The organism is Terriglobus roseus (assembly GCF_900105625.1).
GTDB classification, from domain to species: domain Bacteria; phylum Acidobacteriota; class Terriglobia; order Terriglobales; family Acidobacteriaceae; genus Terriglobus; species Terriglobus roseus_B.
In genome coordinates, this window is sequence record NZ_FNSD01000001.1 from 3517871 (window position 1) to 3535772 (window position 17902).

The following is a 17902-nucleotide window of genomic DNA, read 5'->3' on the forward strand; positions in this document are numbered from 1 at the left end:
CTCAAGTGTCTGCTGTGCTACATACGGACGGGTATGCCACATTCCTGTAGTTGACGTTTCAGCGACCACGAGTCCGTAATGCCGAAGTGGAAGATGCTGGCTGCGAGCGCGGCGTCTGCCTTACCACCATTGGGTCCGTGGCTGAAGACGTTCACGAAGTGTTGCGCGTTGCCGGCGCCACCGCTGGCGATGACGGGGATTTGAACGGCCTGCGAGACACGTGCGGTCAGCGCATCGTCGAAACCCGTGCGACGACCGTCGGAGTCCATGCTGGTCAGCAGGATCTCGCCCGCACCACGCTGCTCGGCTTCCATGGCCCAGTCGACGACCTTGAGGCCGGTGTTCTTGCGGCCACCACTGACGTAGACTTCGGCGTCGCCGATGGGATCGCTTGAGTCCGCGTTGCGCTTCGCGTCGATGGCGACGATGACGGCCTGTGCGCCGAAGGAGGCGCCGATCTCGCCGATGAGTTCGGGTCGCGCGATGGCGGAGGAGTTGATGCTGACCTTGTCCGCGCCTGCGAGGAAGACGCTCTCGGCGTCTTCTGCGGAGCGAATGCCGCCGCCGACGGTGAAGGGGATGAAGAGCTTCTCCGCGGTGCGCTTGACCGTTTCGAGGAGTGTGCCGCGTCCTTCGTGCGTGGCCGTGATGTCGAGCAGCACGATCTCGTCCGCACCGGCAGCGGCGTGGCGGTGTGCGAGCTCGGCCGGGTCACCGGCGTCGATGATGTCGACGAACTGGATGCCCTTGACGACGCGGCCTCCGCGTACGTCGAGGCAGGCGATGATTCGTTTAGTCAGCATGCGGGCGTTCCCTCAGGGGCTAAAGCCCGGTCTGTCTTAGTGTGCCGGATGGCATGGCTGAAGCCATGCCCCTCCGAAAGAAGTCGCCCTTTGCGCGATAGAGCGCCGCTGGCGCTGGTCCACCTTAGCTTCGCGAAGCTGGGACACCCGGTCTTTTCGTGGGTGTCCACGTTTATAGCTCCACGAAGTTACGAAGTAACTGCAGTCCGGTATCGCCGGATTTTTCCGGGTGGAACTGCACGCCCATCACGTTATCGCGTTCTACGGCTGCGGTGAAGGCGCCGCCATAGCTGGTAGTGGCTGCCGTGTCGGCGTCCACGGGGGCTCGCCAGGAGTGGGTGTAATAGACGAACGCTCCGGGCGAGATGCCGCGCAGCAACTTCGAGTCTGGGCGGATGTCTTCGAGGGAGTTCCAGCCGACGTGCGGGCTCTTGAGTTCTTCGCCGTTGTAAATCGCAGGGAAGCGCTCGCACTGGCCGTTGAAGTTACACAGGCCGTCGGTGCTGTCCGCCTCGGTGGAGCCGTTGTAGAGCCACTGCAGGCCCACGCAGATGCCGAGGAAGGGAACGCCGCGTGCGATGGCCTCGCGCGTTGCTTCGGTCAGTTGCAGGTCATGCAGCAGTTGCGTGGCGCGGAAGTGGCCGACGCCGGGGAGGACGATCTTGTCGGCGTTGCGCACGTCGTCGGGCGACTGTGTGATGTGCGTTTCTGCACCGAGGAAGTTGAGCGCCTTGACGACGCTGGTGAGATTGCCCGCTTTGTAGTCGATGACCTGGATCATGGCACTCACCTACAGCAGCCCCTTGGTGCTCGGCAGCAGATCCTTCATGCGTTCGTCGCGGCTTACGGCTCCTCGGAGGGCTCGGGCGAAGGCTTTGAAGATGGCTTCGATTTTGTGGTGGTTGCTGCGGCCGTACATGGTCTTGACGTGGACGTTGCAGCGGCCGCCGCGGGCGAAGCCGTCGAAGAAGTCGGTGACGAGTTCGGTCTGGAAGTCGCCGACGAGTGGCACGTTGACCTGGTCGTCCACAACGTACCCGGTGCGCCCGCTGAGGTCGATGGCGGCGACGGCGAGTGTCTCGTCCATGGCCATGACGAAGTAGCCTGCGCGCAGGATGCCCTTCTTGTCGCCGAGCGCCTTGTCAAAGGCTTCGCCGAGTGCGATGCCCACGTCTTCGACGGTGTGGTGCTGGTCGACGTCAAGGTCGCCGTTGCAGACGAGGTCGAGATCGAAGCCGCCGTGGCGCGTGAAGAGTTCGAGCATGTGGTCGAAGAAGCGAATGCTGGTGCGGACGTTGTAGGTGCCCTGGCCGTCGAGGTTCAGCGTCAGCTTGATCTGGGTTTCGGTGGTGGCGCGATCGATGGTGCCGATGCGCGGCTCACGGCCATCTGCTGCGTGCGTCTGCGGCAGACCCGGGCCCGGCATCAGTTCGGCGTTCGGCATGAGGTGGATGTCGCTGGCGTTTTCGGGGTTACTCATATTCGGGTGTCTCCTTAGGCTCGGTCTCTGGCTTGATGACTTCGGCGGGCTGCCAGTTCATGCTGCCCAGTGCGTCGCGTAGTGCCTGGATGCCCATGCTGACCTGGTCGGGCAGGCCGACGGTGAGGCGCACGCAGCCGTCGAGGCCGGGGTCGGCGGAACGGTCGCGGACGAGGATGTTGCGAGCGCGCATCTCGTTGACAAACTGCTTGTGGCGCGGGCCGATGTGCATCAGAACGAAGTTTGCGTGGGAAGGCCAGCGCGGGACCTTCATGTTGTCGAGAGCCTTCTCAATGCGCGCGCGACCTTCATGCATCTGCTGGACGTACCAGTCGATGTATTCCGTGTCGCCGATGCAGGCTTCGACCGCGGCGAGCGCTACGCCGTTGACGTTGTAGGGCGAGCTTGCCTTGCGCAGATGGTTCATTAGGTTAACTGGTCCGGCGAGCAGACCGACGCGCAGGTTCGCGAGGCCGTAGGCCTTAGAGAAGGTTCTTGCGACGAGGATGTTCTGTGGAACCCACACACCCGCTTCGCGTGTGTATGGGGCACCCGGTTCTGTTGCTTCCACTAAGTCGCCCATGACGGTGTCGCCGTGGAAGTGGAAGTAGGCTTCGTCGACGAGGATCACCGCGTGTGGCGCGGCCTTGGCGATGGTGTGGATCTGCTCACGCGTGATGACGGCGCCGGTGGGATTGTTGGGCGTGGTCAGGATGATGAGCTTGGTCTTCGGGGTGATGCTCGCGAGGATGCGCTCGTATGGGAAGGCGAGTGTGTCGTCGGCCTGCACGCGGACAAGCTTCGCACCCATGCCCATGGCGTTGACGTCGTACATGAAGAACGAGGGCACGGCGAAGAGACACTCGTCGCCCTCTTCGAGAAAGGTGAAACAGACGATGTGGATGGCTTCGTCGACGGCGTTGGTCAGCAGCACCTGCTCGGGCTTGAGGCCGAGGTGCTGTGCAACGACGGCTTCGACGGGCGCGCGCTCGGGATAGATGGTGAAGCCTTCGAGCGTGATCTTGCCGAGTGCTTCGCGCACCCGTGGCGAGGGTGCGTGGGTGTTCTCGTTGAAGTCCAGGCGCAGGCCGTTGCGACCCGCGAGCGGCGGGTGGTACTCCGGCATTGCGAGGATGGCGCGGCGCGGTTGGATGTCAACCCACGTCTCAGAAGCGAGACGTGGGGCACCCGGTTTAGTGGCTGTTTCGGTGCTCATCGCTTGCCTGCTTTCATGCGGACGCGCACGCTCTGCGCGTGGGCCGTAAGGCCTTCAGCTTCGGCGAGTGCGATGGCGTGTGGGCCAAGCTTGGCGAGGCCTGCGGCCGTGTAGTTCTGCACGGTGATGACCTTCAGGAAGTCATTGATGCTGAGGCCGCCGCGCATGCGTCCGACGCGGCCGGTGGGCAGCACGTGGTTGGGTCCGCTGATGTAGTCGCCCATGCTCTGTGGCGAGTAGTTGCCGATGAAGACCGAGCCCGCGTTCTTCACCCATGCGAGGTCTTCGACGCTGTCGACGGTGAGGTGCTCGGGTGCGAGGCGGTTGGTGATGAAGCGTGCCTCTTCGACCGAGCCGCAGAGGAAGATGGTGCCGCGCGCCTTGATGGAGACCTGCGCCAGCTTGTTGTTCTTCACCTGCTCCTTCACTTCGGTCGCAACCTGCTTCGCGAGCTGCGAGTCGGCAGTGATAAGGACGGCAAGCGTTTCGGGATCGTGCTCGGCCTGTGCGACGAGGTCGGCCGCGATACCGGCTGCATCGCCGACCTGGCTGGTGACGACGATCTCCGTCGGTCCTGCGGGCATGTCGATGCCGCATTCGGTGCTTGCGATGATCTTTGCTGCCGTGACGTAGAGATTGCCGGGGCCGACGATCTTGTCGACGCGCGCGATCGTCTCGGTGCCGTAAGCCATGGCGGCGATCGCCTGTGCGCCGCCGGTGCGGTACATCTCGGTCACACCTGCGAGGTGCGCCGCGGCGAGCGTCTCACGCGCGGGCTTTGGGCTGCAGACGACGATGCGCTCCACGCCCGCGACCTTTGCGGGGATGGTGGTCATCAGCAGCGTGGAGGGCAGGGGATAGCGACCGCCGGGAACGTAGCAACCGACGGATTCCAGTGGGCGGATGATCTGTCCTACGGTGACGCCGGGCGTGTTCTCGGTGGTCCACTCGTCGGGCTTCTGCTGCTCGGCGAAGCTGCGGATGTTCTCCGCGGCGATCTGCATGGCCTGTTGCAGCGGTTCGGGTGTGGCGTTCCATGCGTCGAGCATCTCGCCGGCGGTGACGCGGAGGTGGCCCTGCAGGGAGTCGAACTTCTCTGCGAACTTCAGCAGCGCCTTGTCGCCCTTCTTCTGGATTTCCAGCATGATCTTGCGGACGGTTGGTTCAACCTCCGCCGTCTTCACGGCGCCGCGGCGTTCGAGCGTTGCGAGAAGTGCGTAGGCGTCTTTCGCGTTGCGGCCTGTGGTCTTGATGAGCTTCATGGTGTGCTCCTGGTGCCTGTTCGCCGGCACTTTGGCGCGGGCCTACAGCCCGCATGTTTCGCGGTGTCCTCAACCCAGGGCGTAGCCCTGGGCTAGGAAGTCGCGGGCCTTCAGCCCGCATAACTCGAGCCGCTCCGAAGGCGAGTCTTACAGAACGACCTTGCTCAGCGGGTACTCGACGATACCGCTGCCGCCTGCTGCCTTCAGCTTCGGGATCACTTCGCGGACGACGGTTTCGTCGAGGATGGTGTTCACTGCAACCCAGTTCTCATCCTTCAAATGCGAGACGGTGGGCGACGACAGTGCGGGCAGGAGCGAGAGGATCTCGTCGAGGTTGCTCTTGGGTACGTTCAGCATCAGGCCGACCTGCGAGAGCGCATTGATGGCGCCGTTGAGCATGAGGGCGAGGTTGTCGATCTTCTGCTTCTTGAACGGGTCGGTGTAGGCGGACTTGTTCGCGATGAGCTGTGTCTCGCTCTCCATCAACAGGTCGATGATGCGCAGGCGGTTCGCGCGCAGGGAGCTGCCGGTTTCGGTGACTTCGACGATGGCGTCGCAGAGCATGGGCGGCTTGACTTCGGTGGCGCCCCAGCTGAATTCAACCTTGACGTTGATGTTCTTTTCCTTGAAGTAGCGCTTGGTGTACTCGACCAGCTCGGTCGCGATGACCTTGCCTTCCAGGTCTTCCGGCCTTTGAAAGGGCGAGTCTTCCGGCACGCAGAGAACCCACTTCACCTTCTGGCGCGACTGCTTGGAGTAGGTGAGCGAGGTGATGCGGTCAACGTCCGAGAGGTTCTCGAGGACCCAATCGTTGCCGGTGAGGCCGGCGTCGAGTGCGCCGCTCTCCACGTAGCGTGCCATCTCCTGCGCGCGGACGAGCATGCATTCGATTTCGGGGTCGTTGATGGCGGGGAAGTAGCTGCGGCCGCTGGGGCTGATCTGCCATCCGGCGCGTTTGAACAGGTCAATGGTCGCGTCCTGGAGCGAGCCCTTGGGGATGCCGAGTTTCAGTGTGTTGCTCACGTTCGTTCTCCGTCTGGATCGTTGTTGGTCGCGCTCTGCGCGATGGAGCGGCTTTGCCGCTGGCCCCACCCTCTGCTTCGCAAAGAATGGGGCGCCCGGTCTGGTGGCTACTTCGCGGTCTCGATCGGCTTGGTGAAGCAGCTTACGGTGCCTTCGTGGCAGACCAGGCCGTCGCCTTCGACTTCTACTTTGAAGAGGAGGGCGTCGTTGTCGCAATCGGTGCTGGCGCTGATGATGCGCAGGCGGTTGCCGCTGGTCTCGCCCTTCATCCACAGCTTGCTGCGGGTGCGCGACCAGAAGGTGACGAAGCCGCTTTCCAGCGTGCGACGGTAGCTCTCTTCGTTGAGGAAGCCAAGCATCAGCATCTCACCGGTCTTTGCGTCCTGCACGATGCCGGGGACGAGGCCGTCTGCCTTGGCGAAGTCAATCGTTACGTCGTTCATCAAATCCTCTTGGGTTATGCCGATTTCGATGGGAGCTGGCGGACATAACAAAGCCCGCCGGTGAGCATCGCTCGGGCGGGCTGGTATCGATCCTGTGTGCGTTGACGCCTTACTACGACTTCGCACCGGACACCGCCGCCATCGCGCTATGCGCGTGGTGAAGATGGCCATGATGGTGGGTGCGAACGTTCATTGCATCTTTGAGGCTAATGGTGCGGGCAGCGCGTGTCAACGGCGGCATGCAGAAAGAAAGTTGTGGGGCGAGCGGGAAACCTTTTAGCCGGGCGGCTTCTCCCACGTATGGTTCGGATGTATCGCCGGTGCAGCACCGGCGAAGTGTACGCAAGGAGATCATGACCATGAAGATGTTTCGATTCCTCCCCGTTCTAGCGCTGGCCATCGCCGGGCCGTTGTTGACGGCACAAACGCCCGCAAAGCCCGCAGCCAAGCCGGTGACCTCTGCTGCTGCGGCAAATCCGCGCAAGAACGATCCGCTGGACATCAACACCGCGTCGCCGGACCAGTTGATGCAGTTACCGGGTGTGGGCGAGGCATACTCGAAGCGGATCATCGATGGTCGCCCGTATACCGCGAAGAATCAGCTTGTGACGCGTGGCATTGTGCCCAAGGCGACGTATGACGGGATCTCGGCGCAGATCATTGCGAAGCGTGTATCGAAGTAGTTGTCGCTGAAGTCGGCACTCATCACCGTAAGGATTGGAGAAACAACAGGTGCCCCACCCTTCCGCTTTGAAAAGAAGGGGGCACCCGGCCGGGAGCTACAAAGTGAAAAGGGCGACCCTTGCGGGTCGCCCTTTCTGTCTTGCGATAGGGTTACTTGGCTGCGACTGCGGCCTGGCCGACGGAAGCCTTCAGGGCTTCGGCCTTGTCGGTCTTTTCCCAGGTGAAGTCGTCGCCGCTGCGGCCGAAGTGGCCGTAGGCTGCGGTCTGCTGGAACTTCGGCTTGCGCAGGTCTAACGTCTCGATGATGCCCTTGGGCGTCAGGGAGAAGTTCTTGCGGACGGCTGCGGTCAGCTCGCTGGCATCCACCTTGCCCGTGCCGAAGGTCTCGACCAGGACGGAAACCGGCTCGGCGACACCGATGGCGTAGGCAAGCTGCACTTCGGCGCGGTCAGCCAGACCGGCTGCGACGATGTTCTTCGCGATGTAGCGGGCCATGTAGGCGGCCGAACGGTCGACCTTGGTCGAGTCCTTGCCGCTGAAGGCACCGCCACCGTGACGGCCCATGCCACCGTAGGTGTCCACGATGATCTTGCGACCGGTCAGACCGGAGTCGCCCATAGGGCCGCCAATGACGAAGCGGCCGGTCGGGTTGATGTGGTACTTGGTGTCGGCATCCAGCAGTTCTGCCGGGATGACAGCCTGGATGACGTGCTCCAGAACGTCAGCGCGCAGCTTCTCATTGGTCAGCGTGCTCTTCGGATCGCGATCCGAGAATTCTGCGTGCTGGGTCGAGATGACAACTGCATCCACACGGACAGGCTTGTGGTTGGAGTCATACTCCACCGTGACCTGGCTCTTGCCATCAGGGCGCAGATAGCCCATCTTGCCGGACTTGCGGACTTCGGTGAGCTTCGCGGCCAGCTTGTGCGCCAGCGAGATCGGTGTCGGCATCAACTCCGGCGTCTCGTTGGTGGCGTAGCCAAACATCATGCCCTGATCGCCGGCACCGCCGGTATCAACACCCTGAGCAATGTCAGGCGACTGGCGGTTGATCGTCGAGATAACGCCGCAGGTGTCGCAATCGAAGCCCTTCAGAGCGTCGTCATAGCCGATCCCGCGGACGGTCTCGCGGACCACGGTCTGGAAATCGACGTACGCCTTGGTCGTGATCTCGCCCGCGACGACAACCAGGCCGGTGCAGGTCAGCGTCTCGCAGGCTACGCGGCTCATGGGGTCCTGTGCCAGGCAGGCATCGAGGATGGCATCGGAGATCTGGTCGGCAATCTTGTCAGGATGGCCTTCGGTGACGGACTCAGACGTAAAGAGAAAACGATCGCGTGTGGACAAAACTGCTCCTTGGGGCGCTTGTGCAGCGGACATTGAATATTCGATCTATTCTACCCCGTCAAGGATGCGAAAGTACGCGCCGCGGCGCGGCGCCGGGGAGTCCTTTGAGGGGGTGAAAGGGAGCGGAGACTTACTGTGTTGCGTGGACTGCGACGACACGTTTGCGTTCCGGCAGGCGCACCACGCCGCGATGGACCAGTACCCAGAGGACCGCGACGGCCAGGGCCAGAACCGCTGTCAGGATGCCGACCACGCCGAGCCAGCGCCAGCGCGTGCGGCTTTCTTCGGTCTTTCGCGACCGGCGAACGGCCTCGGCAAACTCAACCCAGTCGTCATCTTTCGCCTCCGGCTCGATGCCGGCGGCGCGCAGGGCGACGTTGAAGTTCTCCAGGGTTTCTTCAGGGTTCAGACCGCAGTGCAGGCAGTACGAGCGGATGATGCCGCGGTTGAAGACACCGCCCGGCAGGTCCTGGAAACGCTCATCCTCCAGGGCGTGCAGATGCCGCAGCGATACGCGTGTGGCGACGGCGACGTCGTCCAGCGCGATACCCTGGCGCTCCCGCTGCTCCCTTAGCTCCTGTCCGAAACGCATGCGTTCGCTTGCTCGTCGTGCCCGCTGGGATTGGAAGGATCTGTGATCCGGCCATCTTGCAACTGCTCTGGTGGTGTGCCGAAATCCTTGGTGCTGTGCGAATCCTAATACTGCACGCCCGTAAAGACCAAAGGGAAGCGCATCAACCCCGACACTACAGGTACGACTAACGTGTTATCTGCAGTTCCATCAAAGCCGATACGGGCGCGAAATGACTCTGACCGCAAGAAGTGAAGTGGACATCATCGGGGCACGGGCGATGCTTAGGGCATGGCAACGCTATCCTTGTTCACGCCGTCGTTTCCGCCGCTCAAACCTATGAAGCCTCGCGACCTCGCCGCCCCTACGCATCTCGCCAGTGACGAACATCGCTGGCTCGCTCTTCTGCGCCGGTCGAATTCGGCCATGCGGCCTGATGGGGCAGAGGATGCGTTCTTTTACGGCGTTACGACAACAGGGATCGTCTGCCGGCCAAGCTGCCCAAGCCGCCGTCCGCGGCGTGAGAACACCTTGTTCTTCGATACGGTCCGGCAGGCGGAGGCAGCCGGTTTTCGCACCTGCCAGCGATGCCGTCCTGCTGGACCACCGCCGGAGCAGGAAGCAGCAGCGAGGATCGATATCGTCCGTCGCTACCTCCAACAGCACGCGACGGAGGGGGCGGTCACGCTGCAGAAGCTTGCCGAGATTGCCGGGCTCAGCCCATTCCACCTGCAGCGAATCTTTCGCGCAGCGATGGGCGTCTCTCCCGCGGAGTATGCACGGCGTCTGCGGGCGGAACGGTTCGCCGATGCGTTGCTGGAGGGCAGCGTCACGGAAGCGGTCTACGCAGCGGGCTTCCAGTCAGCGAGTCAGGTCTATGCGAAGCGCGTGGCGGATGGCATGACACCGGGCGCGCGAAAGCGGCTGGGCGAGCATCAGCACATTCACTACAGCATCGTCGACTCGCCGCTGGATCGGATGCTGGTGGCGGCGACAGATCGCGGTGTCTGCCTGATCGCCTTCGATACCAGCGATGAGGTTCTGCGCGAAGAATTGCGCAGCCGCTTCGCGGCTGCAGAACTTGAGGAAGATAGTGGCCGGCTGGCCGAGCATGCGAGGACCGTACTGCTGCACCTGTCGGAGTCGTCCACGGCGAAGCGGCTGCCGTTGCATGTGCGTGCGACAGCCTTCCAGCAGCGAGTCTGGAAGGCGCTCGAGGCCATTCCCCATGGAGAGACTCGGACCTATGCGCAGCTCGCGGCAGAGATCGGGTCGCCGAAGGCGGTGCGGGCCGTTGGCTCTGCCTGTGGAGCCAATCCAGTGGCGCCGGTGGTGCCATGTCATCGGGTGGTCGGCAGCAACGGTTCGCTGACCGGCTATCGCTGGGGTAAGGAGCGGAAGGCAAAGCTGTTGGAGATGGAGAAGGGAACAGGTAGTAGTAGGAATGAGGGATTAGGTATTAGGGATTAGGGAAAAGAACAGGGGGGCGCAAGCGTCCTGATCCCTGATCCCTGATCCCTGTATAAGGGATGCGTATGCGCCGACTCCTTACTGCTGTCCTCTGTCTTTTAACCACCGCCACTGCCGCCGCGCAGGCGCGGTGGACGCCTGAACGCGCCAATGCCTGGTATGCCAAGCAGCCATGGCTCGTAGGTGCGAACTACGTGCCATCCGACGCTATCAACCAGTTCGAGATGTTTCAGGCGGCGACCTGGAATCCTGCGCTGAACGATAAGGAACTGGGCTGGGCCGAAGCTGCCGGCATGAACACCATGCGTGTCTTCCTGCAGGACCAGCTCTGGCAGCAGGATCCTGAGGGGTTCAAAAAACGGCTGAATGAGTTCTTGGCGATCGCGGCGAAGCACCACATCCGGCCGCTGCTGGTGCTCTTCGATTCGTGCTGGGATCCGGAGCCGAAGCTAGGGCCGCAGCACCCGCCGATCCCAGGCATCCACAACTCGGGCTGGGTGCAGAGTCCCGGCGCGAAGGAGCTCACCGATCCTGCTTATGAGCCGAAGCTCGAGGCGTATGTGAAGGGTGTCGTCGGCGCCTTTGCGAAGGACGAGCGTGTGTTGGGCTGGGACATCTGGAACGAACCTGATAATCCGACGGAACAATACAAGCAGACGCCGAACAAGACAGCGCGCGTCGACTACTACCTGCCGAAGGTCTTTGCCTGGGCGCGCAGTGTGGGGCCCTCGCAGCCGCTGACGAGTGGTGTGTGGCGCGACAACTGGAGCGACCCGGCCAAAGAGAGCGAAACGGTGAAGATTCAGCTTGCCGAGTCGGACATCATCACCTTCCACAACTACGGTTGGCCGGAGGAGTTCGAGGCGCGCATCAAGGAGCTGCAGCCATTGGGTCGTCCGATCCTGTGCACGGAGTACATGGCACGTGGCGCGGGCAGCACCTTCGACGGGTCGCTGCCGGTGGCGAAGAAGTACAACGTGGCGGCTATCAACTGGGGGCTGGTCGACGGACGCACACAGACAAAGTATCCGTGGGATTCGTGGCAGCGGCCGTATGTGCTGCAGCAACCTACGCTTTGGTTCCACGAGGTCTTCCATACGGACGGCAGACCCTATCGCCAGCGCGAGGTCGACGAGATCCGTACGCTCACAGGGCGTGGTGCGAAGTAAGGAGTGGGAGCCTATCGGCGGCGGGGCAACTGCCGCCTGAACATCGCGTCTGCTCTGCGTCCATGCCGTACACCATCAACGCTTCTTTCTGCAGTTCCGTAGAGGGCACGGTGTAACCTTGACCGTGACGAATTTATCGCCAAAGAGGGATCAACAAGCATGGCTACAGCAGTTCTCACGCCCGAATCGCTCCACACCGCAGCGCCACTGCCGTACAAGGTCGCGGACATGTCGCTGGCCTCATGGGGCCGCAAGGAAATTGACATTGCCGAGCAGGAGATGCCGGGCCTGATGAGCATCCGCAAGAAATACGCTGCGGGCCAGCCGCTGGCAGGCGTGCGTATCACCGGATCGCTGCACATGACGATCCAGACCGCGGTGCTGATCGAGACGTTGAAGGATCTTGGCGCGGATGTTCGCTGGGCTTCGTGCAACATCTTCTCCACGCAGGATCACGCGGCCGCCGCCATCGCGGAGACGGGCACACCGGTCTTCGCATGGAAGGGCGAAACGCTGGAAGAGTACTGGTGGTGCACCTACCAGGCGCTGACGTTCCCCGGTGACCTGGGCCCGCAGATGGTTGTGGACGACGGCGGCGATGTGACGCTGCTGATCCACAAGGGTGTCGAGCTCGAAGCGGGCGATCGCAGCTTTGTGGACGGCAAGGCCGGCAGCGAAGAAGAGGCGGTCATTCAGAAGCTGCTGCTGAAGGTGCTGGCGGAAGACCCGCAGCACTGGACGAAGGTTGCGAAGGAGTGGCGCGGCGTTTCGGAAGAGACGACGACCGGTGTGCATCGCCTGTACGACATGATGAAGAAGGGCAAGCTGCTGGTGCCCGCTATTAACGTGAACGACTCTGTCACGAAGAGCAAGTTCGACAACCTGTACGGCTGCAAGGAGTCGCTTGCGGACGGTATCAAGCGCGCTACAGACGTAATGATGGGCGGCAAGGTTGCGGTCATCTGCGGCTATGGCGACGTCGGCAAGGGCTCGGCACAGTCGCTGCGCGGCATGGGCGCCCGCATCATCGTGACGGAGGTTGACCCCATCAATGCTCTGCAGGCTGCGATGGAGGGATTTGAGGTCACCACGCTGGAAGACACGCTGGGCCGCGGTGACATCTATGTCACCTGCACAGGTAACGTGGACATCATCACCTTCGAGCACATGCAGAAGATGAAGGATCAGGCCATCGTCTGCAACATCGGTCACTTCGACAATGAGATCCAGATGGACCGTCTGAACACATCAGACGCCATCAAGCTGGAGATCAAGCCACAGGTGCACAAGTACACCTTCCCCAATGGCAACGCGATCTTCGTACTGGCCGAAGGCCGCCTGGTGAACCTGGGCTGCGCGACGGGACACCCGAGCTTCGTGATGTCGAACAGCTTCAGCAACCAGACACTGGCACAGCTCGACCTGTGGGCGAACAAGGACACGTATCCAGTAGGCGTCTATGTCCTGCCCAAAAAGCTCGACGAGGAAGTGGCTCGTCTGCACCTTGAGAAGATCGGTGTGAAGCTGACGACGCTGTCGGAGAAGCAGGCCGAGTACATCGGCGTCCCGGTGGAAGGTCCATTCAAGAGCGAAACGTACCGCTATTAACAGCCGTCGGGCAGTAATATTGGGGCAGCAGGTGTTCGCCTGCTGCCCCAACATCTTTTTCTGGCCTGGTCGCGTGCGGATTGCCACTACTGTGTTGTTGTCTGCCTCTTTGTCTATGCCCCTGCTCTCGGGGTGTGGCACCAACGTTTATCGGGGCGAGGCGACGGCAGACTATTCCTTTACGGAGCCGTTGCCGGCAGGACCCTTCACGTACATCTCAGCGCTCGGCTGTGCGAAGCAGGACGTCGATCTGAGTACGGGCCTGACGATCACGGGCGGTCCAGCGCATGATGACGGGCCCTGTATCACTGCGGCGCTGGCGAAGGCTACTGCAGAGCATCCGGTTGTTCTGGTACAGGACGGTGCAAGTCTGGTCTCCAGTATTCACGGACCAGCCGCAGGCCATTGGAGCATAGTAGGCCGTGGTGCAGGATTCCACGGAGCAGACACCCTCTTCGGCACGGGCTTCTTCCAGAAGGCCGGCACGAATGATGACGTCATCTTCAACGGCGATGGTCCTCATGCTGGCTGTCCCAGCGGCTACAGTGATCCCGGGTTTATCACTCCCGGTCTGCCCCCTCCGCGCGGTAACGGTGTGACGCTGCGCGACTTCGCTATCAATGGGAATCGCGGCAATGGCGGGAATGGGAACTCCACCACGGGTGACCCGCGTGGCACGGGTACTTGCTGGTTTATGGGCATTGACCTTATGGACCTGGACGACGTGCTGATCAGCGGCGTCACCTTCTACAACACCTCAACCTACAATCTTCGCCTCAGCGATGTAGGGCAAGCCACCGTGCAGCACTCGCTGTTTGCCAACATGGGACTCCTGCCACCCGGTTACTACTCACAAAACGGCGATGGGACACACGTGAATGGCCCGGCGAATGATATCAGCATCCATGACAACTACTACATCACCACGGATGATGCCATTGCCCTGAATGCTCCGGAGGGCTGGGGCGGACTCATCACAAACATCAACATTTCGAACTCCTTCGTGCAGCAAGGGGGCTCGATGTTACGTGCTTATACGAACAGTTCGTCCGTGCCTACGGGCGATGCTTTACCGGTGGTTTCGAACATAACGGTCGACAACCTGAATGGGTCGGCCTACATCTGCGCGTTCTTTGGAGATGGATTTCTTCATAATGTGACGCGAAGGGGAACGATCAAGAACTTTCTTTGGAAGAACTCCACCTGTGCCGCGGAATTCGGCTCGGGCCTGACGGAGAATGTAGCGGACATAACGTTTTCCAACTATCGATGGATCAGCGACCGCTCTGCGAATCCCTTCCTCGATATCAAAGGCGGCCATGTCGATCGGCTTGCTTTGCAGAACATCACGCTTGAGCGCTCATGGGATGTTGTCCCCGCGTTGGTCCGGGTGGGCACCGGACAAGCAGCAACTGTCGACGAGCTGTCCATTGACGGCTTGAGGTTTAACGGCATCAGCGATCGATTGCGACAGTTGGTGCTACTTTTGCCGCAAAGCTTCATCACACGCATTGATGTGAAAGATGTGACCTCAGACTATGTCGACGTGGTCGATAACGCCGCGCTTGCTGGCACGATCGCCAAGTCCTCACGAAGCGCGACCGCCGGAAGGTGAGCGATCGCTCTTTCAGGCTGCGGTAACCGTGACCTGAAATCACTTCTCTGCAGTCAGCCAAAGACCGTCTGGGAACTTTCCGGTTGTCACGTCCTTTGTCACTTTAAAGGTCCCGAGGTCGATCCTGACCAGGTGGTCTGTCTTGGCTGATGTGGCGTATGCGAACTTTCCGTCGGGTGAGACGACGACCTCGTTGATGCCTTTGGGCGTCTCGACGGACTTCACCACCTCCATTGACTTCAGGTCCACGACGGCAATCGCCGGCTGGCCGTCCATCGTCACCAGCAGGGATTTGCCATCGACCGTCGGCGCGGTGCCGTAGCCCACCCCGGGCAGCTTGATGCGCTTGGCGATGGTGTCGGTTTTCGTGTCGATCACAACTAGTTCTGGCGTGGTCTGGTCTGCTGTGAAGACCCACTTGCCGTCGTTGGAGTTGGAGATGCGCTGCGTATTCGACGAGATGGGGATCGTCTTAAGGAACTTGCGTCCTGGGACATCCATTACGGAGACAGTCCCTGGACCCACGTTGGCAGAGTAGAGCTTCTTGCCATCTGGCAAGAGCGTGATCATGTGCGATTGCTTTGCGCCCGTAGGGATCGAGCCCACGACCTTCATCGACCTCGGATCGACTACGGAGACGGTCTTGTCGATCTCCGTTGTCACCAGCAGCATACCCGTGTGAGTGTCCCAGATGGGCTTGTGCGGACGGACGCCATGGGGAAACGCGATGGTGCCGACCGGCTTCGCCGTGGCGATGTCGAACACCTGGATATGATCGCCGTCCGTGCCGGGTTTCCCCACGCCGGAGTTCCCGTACAGCGGTACGAAAGCCGTCTTACCATCGACGGTTGCAATTACTTCGTGACCGGCATCCGCGCCGCCGTCTTCCTTCGCGCTGGCCACTTCGGTCAACGTCTCCGGATCATAGACATGGAACGTCTGATCCCGTTGGGAGACGACCAGCAGGCGCGACTGGGCAGTGGTGGCAATGGGTGCAAACGTGGCGATGGCGATCGCTGCGAGTCGGACGGCAGTGGGCTTCATGGTCCGCGAGTCTAACACCGGCGGTGTGCTCTTGGCCTCATCGAATGAAACGGTGCGCAGTGTCCAGAGACAGCATCGGCGATACAGCATCGACGGTCGCCGTCGACAGTCAGACTATTGAGTTGCAGTGGCGGATTCGTAATCACTGGTTGTGACGACTTGAACGGCCGGGGCGGTGACGATCTGCTGGTCGAGGATCAGGATGGTCCGTGCGCTGCCAGCAGGGTAGGTTGTGGACGCGCCGGTGTACAGCGGTACCGTTGTCTTGGAGATAACGGTGCCGTTCGTGACAACGTAGAGCGTATACGTTCCGGTGGGCACGTTCAGATAGCCCGTATTCGTTCCGAAGACAATGCCCGTCTGCAGCGGGTTTACAGCTGCGAGCGAACTGCTGGACGGCACCAGGTAGAGATCAATGGCGCCCGGCGAAATGGCTTCATCAAGAAAGCGCAGGGAAATCTGCCCGGACGGCGCCGGCTGTGACTGGTCGGTGAGCACCTGGCTCTGGATGGTCGCAGCTGCATTGTTGATCAGCAGTGTGTACTGCTTCGCTGTGGCGAGGGTGGCGCGTACGGTGGTCAGCGCTGTCCTGGTGCCGGCAGTGTCGATGGAGTATGTGTAAGTCGACGGTGTCGCGGGGACATACGACGTAATGGTGCCAAAACCCAGGTTGTACGCGATCGCAGAGGTGCCGGAATATATGTCGAGGCCGCCTGCGTCCGGCGATGCATCGATAATGCGCAGCTGTGCGATAGTGGCGGACGTGACACCGTTCACAGCCTGGCAACCGCTCAACCCGCTAACGCATGCCAGCATGGCCACCGCACCGAACACCATGCGCGGAAGAATGCTGCGACAGGCGAATTGAAGGGAAGGGATCATGAAAGCGGAGGCCTATGACCGGGAGAAGACAAGGGCTGTGCCTCTCACTGTAAACGAAAGCAGCAGCCTCAGATAGCCCTGAAATCCCCGAAGAACCCCGGAGACAACAGGGAATCAGCTTCGTTCTGGAGTGGGATGAGCCCAAAGTTGACGGGATTGCAGAGTGGACGGTGCCAGAAGCGGCAACCATCGGGAAATATTCGTAGAGGTAAGCAGGCGGCGCAGTAAGCTGACTCTCAAGAGTCAACAGGTCAAACCCCACCAAACACACGGCGACAACAGCAGGATGCCTCGGGCGCATCCAAGCAGGAACCTATCTATGTTGATTCAAAGCGAGTTCGACATCCAGTTCCATCTGCCCGGCGAGACACCGATGGTGGCCCTGCTGCACCTGCATCCTTCGCTGGACGCTGCGCTGCGCTCAAGTGATGACCTCGTCGTCGAACACATTGATGCGAATCACACGACGAGCATCCTGCCAGAAAACTACACCGACAGCTTTGGCAATCGATGCGCACGGTTTCATGCTCCAGCAGGCGCTTTGCGTCTGACCGGGAACACCATTCTGGAAGCTCCTGAGACACCCGATCCGCAGCCCTTCGGTGCGGAGCAACACCAGGTGGAAGATCTGCCCTCGGAAGTGCTGCAGTTCCTACTGGCAAGTCGGTATTGTGAGGTCGATCGCTTCAGCGCCATCGCAAGCGACCTGTTCGGCAATCTGCCCCCAGGGGGCGAGCGCGCTATGGCCATTCGTGATTGGGTGAACTGGAAGGTGCGTTTCGACTATGCCAAGGCGCGGCCCACCAAGACCGCTATGGATGTCTATACGGAACGTGAAGGTGTCTGCCGAGACTTTCAACACCTGGCCATCACCCTTACCCGTGCGATGAATATGCCAGCGCGGTATGTCACGGGACAGCTTGGGGATATCCGCATCCCATTCAGCGGCGCTGGCGACTTCTCGGCCTGGTACCAGGTCTGGCTCGGCGGTCGATGGTGGGATATGGATGCCCGGCACAACACACCCCGGCTGGGCCGTATTCTGATGGCGACCGGTCGCGATGCCGCCGACGTAGCCATCACCACGTCCTTCGGCCAGGCCAACCTGACCCACTTCTACGTCGAATCCAACGAGATCGACAGCAGTGGAGCGCGCATCCCGCTGCCACCACGGCTCGTGGAGCAGGTGCCATCGCACGTACCACCGCAGCGGCCTGTTAACGCGCTTGTGACACAAAGCGAATAAGCAAGACAAGCGTTCGTGTTGGCCGGATGTCAAATGGTC

17 protein-coding genes are annotated in these 17902 nt (G+C 61.3%); 6 read left to right on the plus strand and 11 right to left on the minus strand.

All coding sequences use genetic code 11. The annotated features are described in order from the left end of the window. Nucleotides 1-17 precede the first annotated feature (17 nt). The 7 genes from hisF to hisI all read right to left on the minus strand — a co-directional run bounded on the left by hisF (nt 18) and on the right by hisI (nt 6227). A complete protein-coding gene (gene hisF, locus BLW03_RS14635; protein WP_074654730.1) occupies nt 18-803 on the minus strand; it encodes an imidazole glycerol phosphate synthase subunit HisF in 786 nt (261 codons plus the stop codon). Between the two features lie 172 nt (nt 804-975). Then, a complete protein-coding gene (gene hisH, locus BLW03_RS14640; RefSeq protein WP_074656042.1) occupies nt 976-1584 on the minus strand; it encodes an imidazole glycerol phosphate synthase subunit HisH in 609 nt (202 codons plus the stop codon). Between the two features lie 9 nt (nt 1585-1593). Next, on the minus strand, nt 1594-2229 hold the full coding sequence (gene hisB, locus BLW03_RS14645; RefSeq protein WP_074656043.1) for an imidazoleglycerol-phosphate dehydratase HisB: 636 nt from the start codon (nt 2227-2229) through the stop codon (nt 1594-1596). A 46-nt stretch (nt 2230-2275) separates the two neighbouring features. After that, nucleotides 2276-3499, minus strand: coding sequence for a pyridoxal phosphate-dependent aminotransferase (locus BLW03_RS14650; protein ID WP_074654731.1), 1224 nt, complete (start codon nt 3497-3499; stop codon nt 2276-2278). After that, nucleotides 3496-4761 (minus strand): histidinol dehydrogenase, encoded by a 1266-nt coding sequence (gene hisD / locus BLW03_RS14655; protein ID WP_074654732.1) that lies wholly within the window; start codon nt 4759-4761, stop codon nt 3496-3498. Before hisD ends, BLW03_RS14650 begins: the two co-directional genes overlap by 4 nt. Nucleotides 4762-4908: 147 nt before the next feature. Then, nucleotides 4909-5784, minus strand: a complete 876-nt coding sequence (gene hisG / locus BLW03_RS14660; RefSeq protein WP_074654733.1) for an ATP phosphoribosyltransferase — start codon at nt 5782-5784, stop codon at nt 4909-4911. Between the two features lie 107 nt (nt 5785-5891). Beyond that, a complete protein-coding gene (hisI, locus tag BLW03_RS14665) occupies nt 5892-6227 on the minus strand; it encodes a phosphoribosyl-AMP cyclohydrolase (protein ID WP_014787094.1) in 336 nt (111 codons plus the stop codon). 359 nt (nt 6228-6586) lie between these two features. Between hisI and BLW03_RS14670 the strand changes: the two genes are divergently transcribed. Further along, the gene (locus tag BLW03_RS14670) at nt 6587-6910 is read left to right on the plus strand and encodes a ComEA family DNA-binding protein (protein ID WP_074656044.1); all 324 of its coding nucleotides are present in this window, start codon (nt 6587-6589) and stop codon (nt 6908-6910) included. A gap of 151 nt (nt 6911-7061) precedes the next feature. Here the strand turns inward: BLW03_RS14670 and metK are convergent, their stop codons facing one another. Both metK and BLW03_RS14680 read right to left on the minus strand, forming a co-directional pair. Then, nucleotides 7062-8258, minus strand: coding sequence for a methionine adenosyltransferase (gene metK, locus BLW03_RS14675; protein WP_074654734.1), 1197 nt, complete (start codon nt 8256-8258; stop codon nt 7062-7064). A 130-nt stretch (nt 8259-8388) separates the two neighbouring features. Beyond that, on the minus strand, nt 8389-8850 hold the full coding sequence (locus BLW03_RS14680; RefSeq protein WP_074654735.1) for a helix-turn-helix domain-containing protein: 462 nt from the start codon (nt 8848-8850) through the stop codon (nt 8389-8391). A gap of 270 nt (nt 8851-9120) precedes the next feature. Here BLW03_RS14680 and ada point away from each other — a divergent pair, with 270 nt between their 5' ends. The 4 genes from ada to BLW03_RS14700 all read left to right on the plus strand — a co-directional run bounded on the left by ada (nt 9121) and on the right by BLW03_RS14700 (nt 14691). Continuing rightward, nucleotides 9121-10299, plus strand: coding sequence for a bifunctional DNA-binding transcriptional regulator/O6-methylguanine-DNA methyltransferase Ada (ada, locus tag BLW03_RS14685; RefSeq protein WP_074654736.1), 1179 nt, complete (start codon nt 9121-9123; stop codon nt 10297-10299). A 65-nt stretch (nt 10300-10364) separates the two neighbouring features. After that, nucleotides 10365-11468: a cellulase family glycosylhydrolase gene (locus BLW03_RS14690; protein WP_074654737.1), complete on the plus strand. Its 1104-nt coding sequence runs from the start codon at nt 10365-10367 to the stop codon at nt 11466-11468. Nucleotides 11469-11627: 159 nt separating this feature from the next. Then, nucleotides 11628-13076 (plus strand): adenosylhomocysteinase, encoded by a 1449-nt coding sequence (gene ahcY / locus BLW03_RS14695; RefSeq protein ID WP_074654738.1) that lies wholly within the window; start codon nt 11628-11630, stop codon nt 13074-13076. 115 nt (nt 13077-13191) lie between these two features. Then, entirely contained in the window at nt 13192-14691 is a 1500-nt protein-coding gene (locus BLW03_RS14700) for a glycoside hydrolase family protein (protein ID WP_074654739.1), read from the plus strand. Between the two features lie 39 nt (nt 14692-14730). Here the strand turns inward: BLW03_RS14700 and BLW03_RS14705 are convergent, their stop codons facing one another. Beyond that, nucleotides 14731-15735 (minus strand): YncE family protein, encoded by a 1005-nt coding sequence (locus BLW03_RS14705; protein ID WP_074656045.1) that lies wholly within the window; start codon nt 15733-15735, stop codon nt 14731-14733. Nucleotides 15736-15849: 114 nt separating this feature from the next. Continuing rightward, complete coding sequence (locus BLW03_RS14710) at nt 15850-16617, minus strand: DUF4397 domain-containing protein (protein ID WP_074654740.1); 768 nt, start codon at nt 16615-16617, stop codon at nt 15850-15852. 319 nt (nt 16618-16936) lie between these two features. Here BLW03_RS14710 and BLW03_RS14715 point away from each other — a divergent pair, with 319 nt between their 5' ends. After that, nucleotides 16937-17863, plus strand: coding sequence for a transglutaminase-like domain-containing protein (locus tag BLW03_RS14715; protein ID WP_074654741.1), 927 nt, complete (start codon nt 16937-16939; stop codon nt 17861-17863). Nucleotides 17864-17902: the final 39 nt, after the last annotated feature.